The organism is Roseomonas mucosa ATCC BAA-692 (assembly GCF_000622225.1).
In the GTDB taxonomy this organism is placed as follows: domain Bacteria; phylum Pseudomonadota; class Alphaproteobacteria; order Acetobacterales; family Acetobacteraceae; genus Roseomonas; species Roseomonas mucosa.
In genome coordinates, this window is record NZ_JHWD01000009.1 from 52,558 (window position 1) to 66,916 (window position 14,359).

General features: G+C 71.6%; 14 protein-coding genes. 10 read left to right on the forward strand and 4 right to left on the reverse strand.

Annotated features, from left to right (window positions below):
- Window positions 1-88: 88 nt before the first annotated feature.
- On the reverse strand, window positions 89-1,927 hold the full coding sequence (locus BT98_RS0111160; RefSeq protein ID WP_019463086.1) for an ABC transporter ATP-binding protein: 1,839 nt from the start codon (window positions 1,925-1,927) through the stop codon (window positions 89-91).
- A 399-nt stretch (window positions 1,928-2,326) separates the two neighbouring features.
- Here BT98_RS0111160 and BT98_RS0111165 point away from each other — a divergent pair, with 399 nt between their 5' ends.
- From BT98_RS0111165 to BT98_RS0111195, 7 genes are all read left to right on the forward strand, one after another.
- The gene (locus BT98_RS0111165) at window positions 2,327-3,349 is read left to right on the forward strand and encodes a 2-keto-3-deoxygluconate permease (RefSeq protein ID WP_019463087.1); all 1,023 of its coding nucleotides are present in this window, start codon (window positions 2,327-2,329) and stop codon (window positions 3,347-3,349) included.
- 8 nt (window positions 3,350-3,357) lie between these two features.
- A complete protein-coding gene (locus BT98_RS0111170; protein ID WP_019463088.1) occupies window positions 3,358-4,683 on the forward strand; it encodes a four-carbon acid sugar kinase family protein in 1,326 nt (441 codons plus the stop codon).
- On the forward strand, window positions 4,680-5,720 hold the full coding sequence (gene pdxA, locus BT98_RS0111175) for a 4-hydroxythreonine-4-phosphate dehydrogenase PdxA (RefSeq protein ID WP_019463089.1): 1,041 nt from the start codon (window positions 4,680-4,682) through the stop codon (window positions 5,718-5,720). Before BT98_RS0111170 ends, pdxA begins: the two co-directional genes overlap by 4 nt.
- A 145-nt stretch (window positions 5,721-5,865) precedes the next feature.
- Window positions 5,866-6,612 (forward strand): DeoR/GlpR family DNA-binding transcription regulator, encoded by a 747-nt coding sequence (locus BT98_RS0111180; protein ID WP_026033561.1) that lies wholly within the window; start codon window positions 5,866-5,868, stop codon window positions 6,610-6,612.
- Between the two features lie 745 nt (window positions 6,613-7,357).
- Window positions 7,358-8,869: a sugar ABC transporter ATP-binding protein gene (locus BT98_RS0111185; protein ID WP_115359306.1), complete on the forward strand. Its 1,512-nt coding sequence runs from the start codon at window positions 7,358-7,360 to the stop codon at window positions 8,867-8,869.
- Window positions 8,870-8,901: 32 nt separating this feature from the next.
- Window positions 8,902-9,942, forward strand: coding sequence for an ABC transporter permease subunit (locus BT98_RS0111190; protein WP_019463092.1), 1,041 nt, complete (start codon window positions 8,902-8,904; stop codon window positions 9,940-9,942).
- A gap of 74 nt (window positions 9,943-10,016) precedes the next feature.
- Entirely contained in the window at window positions 10,017-10,940 is a 924-nt protein-coding gene (locus BT98_RS0111195; protein WP_019463093.1) for an ABC transporter substrate-binding protein, read from the forward strand.
- Between the two features lie 481 nt (window positions 10,941-11,421).
- Here the strand turns inward: BT98_RS0111195 and BT98_RS0111200 are convergent, their stop codons facing one another.
- From BT98_RS0111200 to BT98_RS0111210, 3 genes are read right to left on the reverse strand one after another with little or no spacing between them, the layout of a single operon-like run.
- Window positions 11,422-11,772, reverse strand: coding sequence for a Rieske (2Fe-2S) protein (locus BT98_RS0111200; protein WP_019463094.1), 351 nt, complete (start codon window positions 11,770-11,772; stop codon window positions 11,422-11,424).
- A gap of 10 nt (window positions 11,773-11,782) precedes the next feature.
- Window positions 11,783-12,214 (reverse strand): EVE domain-containing protein, encoded by a 432-nt coding sequence (locus tag BT98_RS0111205; protein ID WP_019463095.1) that lies wholly within the window; start codon window positions 12,212-12,214, stop codon window positions 11,783-11,785.
- A 1-nt stretch (window position 12,215) separates the two neighbouring features.
- The gene (locus BT98_RS0111210; RefSeq protein WP_019463096.1) at window positions 12,216-12,509 is read right to left on the reverse strand and encodes a YciI family protein; all 294 of its coding nucleotides are present in this window, start codon (window positions 12,507-12,509) and stop codon (window positions 12,216-12,218) included.
- Window positions 12,510-12,600: 91 nt separating this feature from the next.
- Here BT98_RS0111210 and BT98_RS0111215 point away from each other — a divergent pair, with 91 nt between their 5' ends.
- From BT98_RS0111215 to ccmE, 3 genes are read left to right on the forward strand one after another with little or no spacing between them, the layout of a single operon-like run.
- Complete coding sequence (locus BT98_RS0111215) at window positions 12,601-13,419, forward strand: heme ABC transporter permease (protein WP_019463097.1); 819 nt, start codon at window positions 12,601-12,603, stop codon at window positions 13,417-13,419.
- Entirely contained in the window at window positions 13,416-13,562 is a 147-nt protein-coding gene (locus BT98_RS27265; protein ID WP_155985201.1) for a hypothetical protein, read from the forward strand. The genes BT98_RS0111215 and BT98_RS27265 overlap by 4 nt, the downstream gene beginning before the upstream one ends.
- A 2-nt stretch (window positions 13,563-13,564) precedes the next feature.
- Window positions 13,565-14,077, forward strand: a complete 513-nt coding sequence (gene ccmE / locus BT98_RS0111225) for a cytochrome c maturation protein CcmE (protein WP_026033562.1) — start codon at window positions 13,565-13,567, stop codon at window positions 14,075-14,077.
- The last annotated feature ends 282 nt before the right edge of the window (window positions 14,078-14,359 follow it).

Consider the following 14,359-nt stretch of genomic DNA (forward strand, 5'->3'; position numbering starts at 1 on the left):
GCGTGATGACCACAAGCCGGAACGGCCGGAGGTCCGGATCACGCGAACAAACACGCGGCGTGCCGGCCGGAGGCCTCGGTTCACGCGATCAGTACAGGCCGCCGACATGGTGCCGCGCGACGAAATGGTCAGGCCCGACCGGCACCAGCGGCGCCACCTCGGGCGGGTCGTCCGGGCGGCGCAGCGGGCTCGGCACCTCGCTGTCGTCCAGGCCGCGGTCATGGCCACGCCGCGCCGGATCGGGAACCGGAACGGCGGCCAGCAGGCGCTTCGTATAGGGGTGCTGCGGGTCGTTCATCACCGCCTGCCGGGGGCCGATCTCCACCACCTGGCCCAGATACATCACCGCCACGCGATGGCTGATCCGCTCCACCACCGCCATGTCGTGGCTGATGAAGAGATAGGCCAGCCCCATCTCCCGCTGCAGACGCATCATCAGGTTCACCACCTGGGCGCGGATCGACACGTCCAGCGCCGCCACGGATTCGTCGGCGATGATGACCTGGGGCTCCGAGGCCAGGGCGCGGGCGATGCAGACGCGCTGCCGCTGCCCGCCGGAAAGCTCGTGCGGATAGCGCCGCGCGTGTTCCGGCCCCAGCCCCACCTGGGTGAGAAGCTGCGCCACCCGGTCCTGCACCGCGCGGCCGCTCAGCAGCCTGTGGGTCAGGATCGGCTCGGCCACGGAAAAGCCCACGGTCAGGCGCGGATCGAGCGAGGCGAAGGGGTCCTGGAAGACGAACTGCACGCCGCGCCGCAGCCGCGCCTCCTTGGCGTCGTCGAGCCGGGTCATGTCCTCGCCCGCGAAGCGGATCTCGCCACCGATCGGCTGCTCCAGCCGGATGATCGAGCGTCCCGTGGTGGACTTGCCGCAGCCGGACTCGCCCACCACCGCCAGCGTCTCGCCGGGGCGCAGCGCGAAGCTCACCTTCTCCGCCGCATGGATGCGCCCGGCCAGCCGGCCGAAGAAGCCGCGCTTCACGTCGAAGCGGGTGGTCAGGTCGCGCACCTCCAGCACCGGCTCGGCGCCGGGGCGCACCGTGTCCTGCGGCTCGGGCGGCGGGGCGTCCGGCATCGCGAAGGGCTCGGGCAGGGGCTTCGCCGCCAGGCTGCCCAGCACCGGCACCGCGGCCAGCAGGCGCTGCGTATAGGGGTGCCTCGGCGCGGCGAAGATGCGCCCGACCTCGCCTTCCTCGACCTGCTCGCCGCGGCGCATCACCACCACCCGGTCCGCGATCTCGGCCACCACCCCCATGTCGTGGGTGATGAAGATCATGCCGAGATCCGTCTCCTTCTGCAGGGCGCGGATCAGCCGCAGCACCTGGGCCTGCACCGTCACGTCCAGCGCCGTGGTCGGCTCGTCGGCGATCAGCAGGCGCGGGCGGCAGGACAGCGCCATGGCGATCATCACGCGCTGGCGCATCCCGCCCGACATCTGGAAGGGATAGCGCCCCAGCTGCCGCTCCGCCTCGGGGATGCGCACCCGGTCCAGCATCCGCTTCGCCTCCGCCCGGGCGGCAGTGCCGTCCAGCCCCTGGTGCAGCTCGATCGCCTCGGCGATCTGGTCGCCGACCTTCAGAACCGGGTTCAGGCTGGTCATCGGCTCCTGGAAGATCATCGCGATCTCCGGGCCGCGCAGGCGGCGCATGGCCTCCGGCGCCTCGGCCGCCAGGTCGCGCAGCCGGCCCTCGCGGTCACGGAACGCGATCCGCCCGCCGGTGATCCGCCCGCCCGCATGGTCGATCAGCCGGGTCACGGCCAGCGAGGTGACGGACTTGCCCGAGCCGCTCTCGCCCACCAGCGCCACCGTCTCGCCGGGCGCCACGGACAGGTCCAGCCCCTTCACGGCGGTGAAGCCGCCGAAGCCCACGCTCAGCCCGGAGATGCGGAGCAGCGTGACGTCGGGGGCGGGGGAGGGGGCGGAAGCCAAAAGGGCGGGTTCCTTCAGGGGAAGAGGCGCAAAGAACGGCATGGTCGGATCGGGCCGCACCGCCATATCCCAGGCAGAGCGGGGGGCGACGCGGAAGTCTGGCCTGTCCGGCCTGGAAGCGGGAACAAGGGAGCGGCCGGAACCTCCCAGCCCCGGCTCCCCAGCCCACAAGCGCCGCCTTCTAGCTTCCCGCGGCCGGTTCGACCAGAGGCAGGCAAGGGGTTGCGTATTTCGCGCGAAAACCAGGGGGAATTTCAGCGACGCACAAGGGACGGCTTCGGTTTTTCGGCAAATCACGCAGAAACAGGTTGACTCTCCGCCGGTCGGCGCCGAATTGCGGTTCATCGACTGCGTGTTCCACGCAAAATGCCGGCGCCCTGGGGCGCAAGGGGAGGACCCATGCAACTGCCCATCAAGCGTGCCATCGAGAAGGTCCCGGGCGGCATGATGGTCGTTCCCCTGGCGCTGGGCGCCGTCATCGCGACCTTCTTCCCGGACACGTCGAAATTCTTCGGCTCCTTCACCGGTGCGCTCTTCACCGGCTCGCTGACCATCCTGGCGGTCTTCTATGTCTGCATGGGTGCCAGCATCGACTTCAAGGCGACGCCCTATATCCTGAAGAAAGGCGGCACCCTGTTCGCGGTGAAGATCGGCATGGCCATGCTGATGGGCGTGGTCTTCGGCCACTTCCTGGGCGAGGCGCCGGTCGGCTCCGGCCTTTTCGCGGGGCTTTCCACCCTGGCCATCGTGGCGGCGATGAACGACACCAACGGCGGCCTCTACATGGCGCTGATGGGCCAGTACGGGGAGCCGCGCGATGTCGGCGCCTATACGGTGATGACGCTGGAATCCGGCCCCTTCCTGACCATGGTGACGCTGGGCGTGGCAGGCCTCTCGGCCTTTCCCTGGCCGACCCTGGTGGGCTCCATCCTGCCGCTGGTGGTGGGCATGATCCTGGGCAACCTCGACCGCGAGATGCGCGGCTTCCTCAGCCGCGCCATCCCGGTGATGATCCCCTTCTTCGCCTTCGCGCTGGGCAGCGGCCTCGACCTGGCCAAGGTCTGGCAGGCCGGGCTTCTCGGCCTGGGCCTGGGCCTCGCCGTGGTGGTGGTCACCGGCATCCCGCTCTTCCTGGCCGACCGCGCCATCGGCGGCACGGGCGTCGCCGGTGTCGCGGCCGCCTCCACCGCCGGCAACGCGGCGGCGGTGCCAGCCATCGTGGCCTCCGCCAACCCCGTCTATGCCGAGGCCGCCGCCCATGCCACCGTGCTGGTCGCCGCGGCGGTGATCGTGACCACGGTGCTGGTGCCGCTGCTGACCGCCTGGACCGCCCGGCGCACCGGCCGCCCGCCGGCGCCGGACACGGCATCGGCCGAAAGCGGAGCCGGACGGACGGCGCCGCTGCGGGCGCGGCACGGCTGAGGATGGCCATGGACGGCACGCCCACCCCACCTTCGCGCTGGCTGATCCTGGCGGACGACCTGACGGGAGCGGCGGACTGCGCGATCGCCTTCGCGCGGCGCGGGCTGGAGGCTGGGGTAGGCTGGCATGCCAGCCTGGACCAGGCCGCGCCGGAAAGGGCGGATGATCCGGAGCAGGCGGGCGGCAGGGTGCTGGCGGTGGATGCCGACAGCCGCCGCCTGTCCCCCGGGGCGGCCGCCGCCCGGCACACGGCCCTGCTGGCGCGGCTGCACAGCCCGGGACCCCTGCCCGCGCCGGGGCTGATCAAGAAGATCGACTCCACCCTGCGCGGCCAGCCGGTGGCGGAACTCGCGGCCACATTGCGGGCCCTGCGCGCCGTCTCCGGCCCCCGGCTGGCCGTCGTCGCCCCGGCCTTTCCCGGCACCGGCCGCACGACGCGCGACGGGCGCATCCACCTGGACGGCACGCCGCTGGAGCAGACGCCGCTCTGGGCGCGCGACCACAGCTATCCCAGCGCGCACCTGCCGGAAGTGCTGCGCGCCGCGGGGCTGCGCAACGCCGCCCTGTCGCTGGCCGTGCTGCGCGACGAGGCCGCCCTGGCCGCCGCCTTGCGCCAGGCCCTGGACGAGGCCCTGGACGGGCGGCTGGAAGCGGTGGTCTGCGACGCCGAGACGCCCGAGGATCTGGATCGCCTCGCCCGTGCCAGCCTGCCCCTGGCCGGAGCGCTGTTCTGGGTCGGCTCGGGCGGCATCGCCGCCGCCCTGGCCGGGGTCCTGCCGGCACGGGACACCGCCCCCGTGCCGGCCCTGCCGCGCAGCGGCGCCGGCGTGCTGCTGGTGGTGGGCAGCGTCGCCGAGGCCTCCCGCAACGCCGCCGCGCGGCTGGTGGCGGAAGGCGCCGTGACCCCCTTCACCGTCGCCCCCGCCCTGCTGCGTGCCGGTCCCGCCGATCCGGGCTGGGCACCGCTGGCCGCGGAGATCGCCGGCTCCCTGTCCCAGGGGCGCGACACGCTGGTGCAGATCGCCTCCGATCCCGCCGCCGACCTGCGCCAGGGCGCGGCCCTGGCCGAGGCCCTGGCCCTGCTCCTGGCCCCGGCCGGAGCGTGCATGGCCGGCCTCTTCGCCACTGGCGGCGAGACCGCCTGCGCCCTGCTCACCGGCCTCGGCGTGCATGGCATCCGCCTGCTGGAGGAGGTGGAGCCCGGCGTGCCGCTCGGCATCACCCGGGGGGCGCTGCGCGTCCCGGTGATGACCAAGGCCGGCGCCTTCGGCCATGAACGCAGCCTGCTGAACAGCCTCGCCCGCCTGCACGACCTTCTCGGAAAACGGACATGACCCAGAACCAGGACAGCTCCATCCAGGAGCGCCCGATCGTCGCCATCACCATGGGCGATGCCTCCGGCATCGGGCCGGAGATCATCATGAAGGCCCTGGCCCGGCCGGAGGTGCACGCGATGTGCCGCCCGCTGGTGGTGGGGGAGGCGACCCGGCTGCGCGAGGCCGGCGCCATCGCGAAGTCCGGCCTCGCCGTGCGGGCGCTGAGCGAGCCTTCCGGGGCGCGCTACGAGCCCGGCACGGTGGATGTGATCGACCTCGGGATCATCCCGGCCGGCCATCCCTTCGGCAAGGTCCTGCCGCTCTCGGGCGAGGGCGCCTACCGCTACATCGAGCGCGCCACGCGCCTGGTCGAGGCAGGCGAAGCGGATGCCATCTGCACCGCGCCGCTGAGCAAGGAGGCGCTGCACGCCGCCGGCCACAAGTACCCGGGCCATACCGAGCTGCTGGCGCACCTGACCGGCACGCCGGAGGTGTCGATGATGCTGGTGGCGCCGAAGCTGCGCGTGATCCACGTCACCACGCATATCGGGCTGATGGACGCGATCCGGCGGATCGAGCCGGGCCTGGTCGGGCGCGTCATCGCCCGCGGCCGCGCCACGCTGGTCAAGGCGGGCATCGCGGAGCCGCGCATCGGCGTCTGCGGCATCAACCCGCATGCCGGCGAGAACGGGCTCTTCGGCCAGGGCGAGGAGGAGGAGAAGATCATCCCCGCCGTGGAGACCTGCCGCGCCAAGGGCTGGAAGGTCGAGGGCCCGCTGCCCGCCGACACGCTGTTCTTCCGCGCCGCGCGGGGCGACTTCGACCTCGTCGTGGCGATGTACCACGACCAGGGCCATGGCCCGGTGAAGGTGATGGGGCTGGAGGCCGGGGTGAACATCACCATCGGCCTGCCGGTGATCCGCACCTCGGTCGACCACGGCACCGCCTTCGACATCGCGGGCCAGGGCATCGCCGACGATGGCAGCCTTGTCGAGGCGCTCCGCCAGGCCGCCGACCTCGCCCCGCGCCGGCAGCACGCCGCCTCCGCCGCCTGATCGTGCCGGAGCATCGGGGGGCCTCCCATGCCGAGGGCCCGTCCCGCCCGGCGCGGTTTCGCACCGGGATCGGCCTTTCGGCGGAAGAGCGGATTCACGCTTCCGGACGATGCCGTCCCGCGGCAATCCGCTCTATCCTGAAGCCATGCAGCGCAGACGGGAACGACTCGACGCCATCCTGAAGGCCATCGAGGATGGCGAGACGGATGTGGATGGGCTTGCCGCCCGCTTCGGCGTCTCCGCCTCCACGGTGCGGCGCGACCTGCAGGACCTTTCCTCCCGCCGGGCCATCGCGCGCACCTATGGCGGCGCGATGCTGGCGCGGCCCGGCATCGAGCAGAGCCTTTCGGCGCGCGCCGGGCAGAGCCGCGCCGCCAAGGCCGCCATCGCCGAGGCCGCGCTGGCGCGGATCGCCGATGGCGAGACGCTGATCCTCGACGGCGGCTCGACGGTCGAGGCGCTGGGCCGCCGGCTGCGCGGCCGCCGGCTGCGCGTCATCACCAACAACCTGCCGCTGATCCCCATCCTGGCGGATGCGCCGGGAATGGAGCTGATCGTGCTCGGCGGCACGGTGCGCCCGATCAGCATGGGCACCACCGGCGCCCTGGCCGAGCAGGCCCTGCGGCACATGCATGCAGACAGGCTCTTCACCAGCGGCGACGGGCTGCTGCCCGGCGAGGGGCTCTGCGAGGCAACGCTGGAGCAGGTCTCGCTGAAGTCGCTGATGATGCGCCAGGCCCGCGCGGTCTTCGTCCTGGCCGATGCCTCCAAGCTTGGCCAGGATACGCAGCCCTTCCGCGCACCCCTGCCGCCGCGCTGGGTGCTGGTCACGGATGCGCCGCCCGCCGCCTGCGCCGCCTTTGGCGAGGCCGAGGTCATCCGCGCTGGCTGAACCCGGAGCGGGAACGGTCCGGTGTGTCCCTGGGGGCGAGGCTCCGCCTCGCCCCCAAACCCCCACTCCGCCAGGACCCTGAGGGTCCTGGACCTCCCGTTCGTTGGCGCCTGCCTGTGGCCGGACCGCGCCGGAGAGCCATGCTCTCCGGCGGACTGCCGGTACCGCCAGCGCGGACAGGGTGTCTTTCCTCTTCCCGGGAGGAGCCCCGCCCATCCACCTGCGCCAAGGGATCGGGCGGAATGCCGGCCTTGCCAGCCCGAGCCAACGAAAGGCGGGGTCTGGGGGGATACTATCCCCCCAGCGGTGGGGGCTCCGGGGGCAGGCGGGGCCTCCCCCGGGGGTCGCCACAAGAGCGACGCCCCGCACCCCGGAGGTTTTACGGGGCCGTCATGGATGGACGAAGCGTGACCAAGATGAGGCTGGCGCAAGCGGTGCGAAACCGTTCATGATCCTGCCGGAACAAAGAAGTAGGGAGTATCGGCCATGCCTGCGACCGTGTCCTGTCGTCCTGGCCGCCCGTTCCACGCGCGGTCCCGGCGCTTCCTTTCCGCATCCGGCGGCCATGGCCAGCGGAAACGCGAGCATCCCTCCGCCCTTGCGCGACGTCCGAGCCGATTCGTGACCTGGGTCCGGCTTTCCTGAAGTACGGCAGGTCCGGCGCGCCTGCTTCGCGGCCGCGCCTCACCCCCATGCGGATGGCCGGGCACGGAACACCAGCGCGAGACGAGAGTGGATGGAGCAGATGAGCGAAGCCACGCCGCGCCTGGAAATGCGCGACGTGTCCAAGAGCTTTCCCGGTGTCAAGGCGCTGGACAAGGTACGGCTGAAGGCTTGGGGCGGCGAGATCCTCGCGCTGATGGGCGAGAACGGCGCGGGCAAGTCCACGCTCATGAAGATCCTGTCGGGCGCCTACCAGGCCGATCCGGGCGGGCAGATCCTGATCGACGGGCAGCCCGTCTCGATCGCCGATCCGATCGCCGCGCGGCGGCTGGGCATCGCGATCATCTATCAGGAGCTCGCCCTCGCGCCGAACCTGACGGTGGCGGAGAACATCTATCTCGGCCGCGAACCTTCCCGCGCCGGGCGCATCGACCGCCGCGCGATGCGCGAAGGCTGCCGTGCCGTGCTGGAACGCCTCGGCGCGCCCTTCACGCCCGATACGCTGGTCGGCACGCTCTCCATCGCCGAGCAGCAGCTCGTCGAGATCGCCCGCGCCCTGCAGGCGGAATCCAAGATCCTGGTGCTGGACGAGCCCACCACCGCGCTGTCCTCGCGCGAGACGGAGCGGCTTTTCGCCCTGGTGCGGCAGCTGCGGGCGGAAGGGATCGCGCTGATCTACATCAGCCACCGCATGGCCGAGATCTACGAGCTCGCCGACCGTGTCACCGTGCTGCGCGACGGCAGCTATGTCGGCACGCTGGAACGCGGGGAGATCGACGCGCCCTCGCTGGTGCGGATGATGGTCGGGCGCGACCTGTCGAGCTTCTACAAGAAGGCGCACGACCCGCATGGCGGCAAGGGCCCCGTGGTGCTGGAGGTGCGAGGCCTCACCGATGGCGGCCGCCGCGTGCACCCCTGCGACCTGACCCTGCATCGCGGCGAGGTCCTGGGCATCGCCGGCCTCGTCGGCTCGGGGCGGACGGAGCTGGCGCGGCTGATCTACGGCGCCGACCCAAGCGCGGGCGGCGAGGTGCGGCTGAACGGGAAGCGCGCCGAGATCCGCTCCCCGGGCGAGGCGCTGGAGGCGGGCATCGCCTATCTGACCGAGGACCGGAAGGGGCTGGGCCTCTTCCTCGACATGTCCTGCGGCGGCAACATCAATCTCGGCGTCATCGCCCGCGACGCGCTGCCGGGCGGGCTGCTCAACCTCGCCGCCGGGCGCCGCCGCGCCGCCCAGGCCTTCGGCGCGCTGCGCGTGCGCGCCGCGAGCCCGCAGGTCACGGTCGGCGGCCTTTCCGGCGGCAACCAGCAGAAGGTGCTGCTGTCGCGCTGGCTGGAAACCCATCCGCAGGTGCTGATCCTCGACGAGCCGACGCGCGGCGTGGATATCGGCGCCAAGTCGGAGATGTACCGCATCGTCGACGAGCTGGCGCAGCGCGACATCGGCATCATCGTCATCTCCAGCGAGTTGCCGGAGATCATCGGCATCTGCGACCGCGTCCTGGTGATGCGCGAAGGGCGCATCGCCGGCGAGGTGCGCGGCCCCGACATCACCCAGGAAGCCATCATCGCCCATGCGACCGGCGCACATTGATACCGGGGCATGAGGCCAGGGAGGAAACACGGATGAGCGAGACCGGGAAGGCGCCCCTGCCATCCGGTGCCCCCGTCATGCCGGGCGGCGCCGGGCTCTCGGCACGCCGGGCGCAGCTCTGGAGCGTGCTGCAGGCCATCGGCATGCTGCCGGTGCTGATCCTGCTCTGCATCCTGTTCCATGTGCTGAGCGAGGGGCGCTTCTTCAGCGTGCAGAACCTGTCGATCGTGGCGCAGCAGGCCTCGATCAACAGCGTGCTGGGCGCCGGCATGACCTTCGTGATCCTGACCGGGGGCATCGACCTTTCGGTGGGCTCGGTGCTGGCGGCCTCGGCCATGTCGGCGCTGATCGTCTCGCTGCTGCCGGACCTGGGCTGGCTCGGCCTGCCCGCGGCGCTGCTCACCGGGCTCGGCTTCGGGCTGGTCAACGGCGCGCTGATCGCCTTCGGCAAGCTGCCGGCCTTCATCGTCACGCTGGGCTCGCTCACCGCGGTGCGGGGCCTGGCGCGGCTGATGGGCGGCGACACCACCATCTTCAACCCGGACCTGCCCTTCGCCTTCATCGGCGATGCCAGCATCCCCGTCGCCCCGGGCATCGGCATCCCCGTGCTGGCGGTGATCGCCTTCGCGGTGATCGTCCTCTCCTGGTACGTGCTGCGCCGCACGGTGCTGGGCGTGCGGATCTATGCGGTGGGCGGCAATGCCGCCGCGGCGCGGCTTTCCGGCATCAAGGTCTGGGCGGTGCTGCTCTTCGTCTATGCCGCTTCCGGCCTGCTTGCGGGCCTCGGCGGCGCCATGGCGGCGGCGCGGCTCTTTGCCGCCAACGGGCTGCAGCTCGGCCAGTCCTATGAGCTGGACGCCATCGCGGCGGTGATCCTGGGCGGCACCAGCTTCGTCGGCGGCATCGGCTCGATCTGGGGCACGCTGGTCGGCGCGCTGATCATCGCCGTGCTGACCAACGGGCTGATCCTCACCGGCGTCTCCGACATCTGGCAGTTCATCATCAAGGGCCTGGTGATCATCGGCGCCGTGGCGCTGGACCGGTTCCGGCTGCAGGGCAGCGCGCGGACCTGACGGGATCGCGGCGGGGCCGCCGCCCGCCCCGCCGCCACGCGACAACAAGGGCTGAGAAGAAGGAGAACGCCAGAATGCTGAAGACCATCCTGCTCGCCGGCGCGGCGGTGCTGCTTTCCACCGGGCTGGGCATGGCCAAGGAGGTGACGTCCATCGGCCTGAGTGTCGGCTCGCTGGGCAATCCCTATTTCGTGGCGGTGGGCAAGGGCGTTGCCGATGCCGCGCATGCCATCGGTCCGAACGTGAAGGTGACGACCACCTCGGCCGATTACGACCTGAGCAAGCAGGCGAGCCAGATCGACAATTTCATCGCCTCCGGCACCGACCTGATCCTGGTGAACGCGGTGGACCCCAACGCGCTGCTGCCCGCCATCCGCCGCGCCAAGGCCGCCGGCATCACCGTCGTCGCGGTGGACGTGACCGCCGCAGGCGCGGACGCCACGGTGCAGACGGACAACGTCAAGGCGGGCGCGATCGCCTGCGACTACATGGTGGACAAGATCGGCGGCAAGGGGAACGTGATCATCCAGAACGGGCCGCAGGTCTCGGCGGTGACCGACCGGGTGAAGGGCTGCAAGGAGGTGCTGGCCAAGCATCCGGAGGTGAAGCTGCTGTCCTCCGACCAGGATGCGAAGGGCTCCCGCGACGGCGGGCTGAACGTGATGCAGGCGCTGCTGACCCGCTTCAGCGATGTGCAGGGCGTCTTTGCCATCAACGACCCGCAGGCCATCGGCTCCGACCTCGCGGCACGGCAGCTCAACCGCACCGGCATCGTCATCACCTCGGTGGACGGCGCGCCGGACATCGTCGGCGCGCTGAAGGGCAAGACCCAGATCCAGGCCTCGGCCAGCCAGGACCCCTATACCATGGGCAAGCTGGCGGTGGAGACGGGGCGGGACATCCTGGCCGGCAAGAAGCCGGAAAGCCCGATGATCCTGATGCAGCCCAAGCTCGTCACCCGCGACAATGTCGGCGAGTATCCGGGCTGGACGCGCTGAGGGTTCACGCCTTCCCCGTGCCGGGGATGCCCGGGATTTCCGGACCCGCTGCCCGCAGGCGGGTCCCGGTGATGTGAATTCGCCGGAGGGCCTGGCCCCTCCGGCCACGGCCTTTTACCATGCACGCCGTTTCCAGCTTTAGTGTTTTAGGATTTTACTCTTTTATCCGGCTTTGTGGCGAAAGGGTGAGGCCCAGGCTTCCGCCCCAAGGGCCGGTGATGCCGGATGGCGAGAGCCAATGCTACGGGCCATGCCGGGCGATGCTTGGTCAGGCGGAGATCACCCGGGACGCTCCGCCGGCGGCACTGCGGGTCGCGTGGCGTTGATTTTATTCCTATAGCCTGGGGTGGGTCCGGGAAGCAAGGGGTGTTTGGGGGCCGTGGTCGCCCCGTGCGGCGGGGCGCGCGTGGCCCGGGGGATGGCCACGGAGCGTGACGCCCGGACCCTTGCAGGCCCGTGCCGGTGCGTTCCGCCGTCCGGATCAGAGCCCCGCCCCGGCCGGAACGATCACCGCGCCGTCGCGGATTCCCGCTGGCACGGCCTCCAGCGCGTCCCCGGCGCAGGGGCCGGAGACGCAGAAGCCGTCCTCGATCCGGAAGCGGGCGCCGTGCAGGGCGCAAACGACGTGCTCCCGCCGCCCGTCGAGGAAGCGGTCGGGCAGCACCTCCAGCGGCACGCCGAGATGCGGGCAGGAATTCAGGTAGACGAAGACCTGCCCGCCGCGCCGCACCGCCACCAGGCCGATGAAGCCGCCGGGCGATGCCGGGAAGCCCCGCGCGCCGCCATCCGGGATGTCCTCCAGACGGCAGAGCAGGCGCTCGCCTTCCGCCATGCCGCCCGCGTCACGCAGCGCGGCTGGCTTCGTCCTTCCAGCCCGCCATGTCGCAGAGGATGGCCCAGTGCTCCGCGCCCACCGGCATGACCGAGAGGCGCGACTGCCGCACCAGCGCCAGCCCGGCCAGGCGCGGATCGGCCTTGATCCCGGCCAGGGTGACCTTGCGCGGCACCGGGCCCAGCGCCTTCACGTCCACGCAGACCCAGCGGCCCGTGGCGTCGGTCGGGTCCGGGTAGGCGGTTCGCACCACCTCGACCACGCCGACGATCTCCTTGCCGATGTTGGAATGGTAGAAGAAGGCCTGGTCGCCCAGCGCCATCTCCCGCAGGTTGCGCGCCGCCGTGGCGTTGCGCACCCCCGTCCAGGGCTCCACCCCGTTCGCGACCTGCTGGTCCCAGGAGAAGGCGTCGGGCTCGCTCTTGACCAGCCAGTGCCGCATCTCAGCCGACCTTCGCGCCGTCCTTGAAGACGAGGCGGAAGGGCTCGACCGTGGTGGAGGCGAAGACCTCGGCGAAGGCATAGGGGTCGGCGGCGGCGAAGGCCTCGGCGGCCGCCCGGTCGGGCATCTCCACCACCAGCAGGCTGCCCCTGGGCTTGCCATCGCCATCCAGCAGCGGCCCGACCAGGACGAGGTCCTTCTGGTGGCTTTCCAGCCAGTTCAGATGGGCCGGGCGCGTCGCCGCGCGCTTGTCGAGCGCATCGGGCTTGTCCTCGCAACGAATGGCAAACAGCATGGCGGAGTCCCCGTTCAGCTTTTCGAGCGCGCACTCAAGCCCGGATCAACGGGCGCTTCAATCCATCGGCCCGAGGGCGTAGAGAGGCGGGGTGAGCGCCTCTTCCGCCCCCACCCCAGCCCCTGCCCAGGCGCCGGCCCCGGCTCCGCTTCCCGCGCGACGGGCCGCCGGCTGGCACCGTTTCGCCCAGCCGGGCCGCTTCCTGCGCCTGACCGAGCGCGCGACGCCCGTCCTCTGGGCGCTGGCCGCGCTCGTGCTCGCCATCGGCGTGCCCTGGGCGCTGGTCTTCTCCCCGCCGGACTGGCAGCAGGGGGAGACGGTGCGGATCATGTACGTCCATGTGCCGATGGCCTGGCTGGCGATGAGCGGCTATGCCACGCTGGCCCTGGCCTCGCTTTCCGGGCTGGTCTGGCGGCATCCGCTCGCCGATATCGTGGCGCGGGAGATCTCGCCGGTCGGCGCCGCCGTCACCGGCCTCTGCCTCCTGACCGGCAGCCTCTGGGGCAAGCCGATGTGGGGCACCTGGTGGGTCTGGGATGCGCGGCTGACCTCCGTTCTGGTGCTGTTCTTCTTCTGGGTCGGCCATGCCGCGCTGGTGCGCGCCTTCGAGGAGGAGGAGCGCGGGGCGCGGATGGGCGCCATCCTGGCCCTGGTCGGGGCGGTGAACCTGCCGATCGTGAAATTCTCGGTGGACTGGTGGAACACGCTGCACCAGCCCGCCTCGGTGGCCCGGCTCGGCGCCCCCGGCCTGCATGTGGACCTGCTCTATCCGCTGCTGGCCAATGCGCTGGGCTTCACCCTGCTCTTCGCCGCGATCGTGCTGACGCGCAGCCGCGCGGCGATCCTGGAACGGCGGGTGCGGGCCCTGTCCCTGGCGCAGGCGCGGCGCCTCGATGGAGAGATGGTGTGAGCCTTCACTGGTGGCATGTGACGCTGGCCTGGCTGGCGGCCGCGCTCCTGCTGGGCGGGCTGTCCCTCGGCGCGCTGTGGCGGCAGGGGCAGGCACGGCGACGGCTGGCGGCGCTGGAAGGGGCAAGGGGAGCCAAGTCTTGAGCCTGTCCCGCAAGTCGCGCCGCCTCTGGATCCTGGCCCTCTGCGCGCTGGGCATCGGCACCGCCTCGGCCCTGGCCCTTTCGGCCTTCCAGGACAACATCGTCTTCTTCCGCTCGCCCAGCGACGTGGCGGCGACGCATCCCGAGCCCGGCCGCGCCTTCCGCCTGGGCGGGCTGGTCGAGGCCGGCAGCCTCCATCGCGACACCAGCGCGGACAACGTCCCGCATGTCAGCTTCCGCGTGACCGACGGGCAGCATACGGTGGCCGTCCGCTATGCCGGGGTGCTGCCGGACCTGTTCCGCGAAGGGCAGGGGGTGGTCACGCTCGGCAGGCTTCAGGCCGATGGCAGCTTCCTGGCCAGCGAGGTCCTGGCCAAGCATGACGAGAGCTACATGCCGCCCGAGGTGGCGGATGCGCTGAAACGCTCCGGCCACTGGGACCCGAAGAAGGGCGACCCGCCCCCGGCGGCCTCCTGGAACACGCTTTCCGCCAGCCCCGTGAAGAGTGGCGGATAGGGAATGATGGTCGGACGGCCGCTGTCCCGGAGGGAAGGCGCTGCCTTCCCCCCGGCCCCCCCATCCGCCAGGACCCTGCGGGCCCTGGACCCGGTTCGTGGGCGCTGCCTGATGCCGGATCGCGCCGGAGCGCCATGCGCTCCGGCGGACTGCCGGTGCCACGAGCGCGGGGAGGGTGTTTCCTTTCTTTCGGGAGCTCCGCTTCTCCACCTGCTCCCGAGGATCGGGCGCCGGGCTGACGGCCACCACCGGCGCCAGCTCAGGCCCGGGGTCCGGGGACCG

Bases quoted from the DNA above. Each gene is read 5' to 3' on its own strand.
- BT98_RS0111170 (WP_019463088.1), top strand. From the start codon at position 3,358: ATGGACGGCACGCCCACCCCACCTTCGCGCTGGCTGATCCTGGCGGAC.
- BT98_RS0111165 (WP_019463087.1), top strand. From the start codon at position 2,327: ATGCAACTGCCCATCAAGCGTGCCATCGAGAAGGTCCCGGGCGGCATG.
- pdxA (WP_019463089.1), top strand. From the start codon at position 4,680: ATGACCCAGAACCAGGACAGCTCCATCCAGGAGCGCCCGATCGTCGCC.
- BT98_RS0111185 (WP_115359306.1), top strand. From the start codon at position 7,358: ATGAGCGAAGCCACGCCGCGCCTGGAAATGCGCGACGTGTCCAAGAGC.
- BT98_RS0111180 (WP_026033561.1), top strand. From the start codon at position 5,866: ATGCAGCGCAGACGGGAACGACTCGACGCCATCCTGAAGGCCATCGAG.
- BT98_RS0111210 (WP_019463096.1), bottom strand. From the start codon at position 12,509: ATGCTGTTTGCCATTCGTTGCGAGGACAAGCCCGATGCGCTCGACAAG.
- BT98_RS0111200 (WP_019463094.1), bottom strand. From the start codon at position 11,772: ATGGCGGAAGGCGAGCGCCTGCTCTGCCGTCTGGAGGACATCCCGGAT.
- BT98_RS0111190 (WP_019463092.1), top strand. From the start codon at position 8,902: ATGAGCGAGACCGGGAAGGCGCCCCTGCCATCCGGTGCCCCCGTCATG.
- BT98_RS0111205 (WP_019463095.1), bottom strand. From the start codon at position 12,214: ATGCGGCACTGGCTGGTCAAGAGCGAGCCCGACGCCTTCTCCTGGGAC.
- BT98_RS0111195 (WP_019463093.1), top strand. From the start codon at position 10,017: ATGCTGAAGACCATCCTGCTCGCCGGCGCGGCGGTGCTGCTTTCCACC.